The sequence below is a fragment of the Citrobacter sp. Cpo030 genome (assembly GCF_030333005.1).
Lineage (GTDB): Bacteria > Pseudomonadota > Gammaproteobacteria > Enterobacterales > Enterobacteriaceae > Citrobacter > Citrobacter portucalensis.
In genome coordinates this window covers 1-313 of the sequence record NZ_JAOWGT010000009.1, presented here as the reverse complement: position 1 = coordinate 313, position 313 = coordinate 1, and the positions used below count along the sequence as shown (strand labels likewise).

Annotated in this window: 1 protein-coding gene; it reads left to right on the top strand. The window is 64.2% G+C overall.

The genetic code is table 11. The annotated features are described in order from the left end of the window. The coding region (locus OGY37_RS00115; protein ID WP_286619753.1) for a hypothetical protein at positions 1 to 224 on the top strand (224 nt) is incomplete at its 5' end. Positions 225 to 313: the final 89 nt, after the last annotated feature.

The window sequence follows — 313 nt, the reverse complement described above, 5'->3', positions numbered from 1 at the left end:
GGGCCGATTCCCATATCGACATGTATGTAGCTTGTGTTATCTGTGGATTGTGCAGCTCAGCGGGTCGCTGGTCGTATGGCGGAGTGTCCCCCGTAACCGGCCGCGTGCGGCCGCTAACGCGCAGTACGGCGCCGCGTCCCGCAGGCGGGCCGCCGTTCCCGCGCGCAGCACTGCGCACCCCCGTGGGGAACGTACGGCAGCTGCGTGGCGGTGAGCGGGATTAGGGCTTTGCAGCTACCGTGTTAAGTTCCCTGGTGTCGCTGAAATAGTTGATGAACATCCCCCTAAGCGTCAGCAGCAAGCTGCCGCCGCT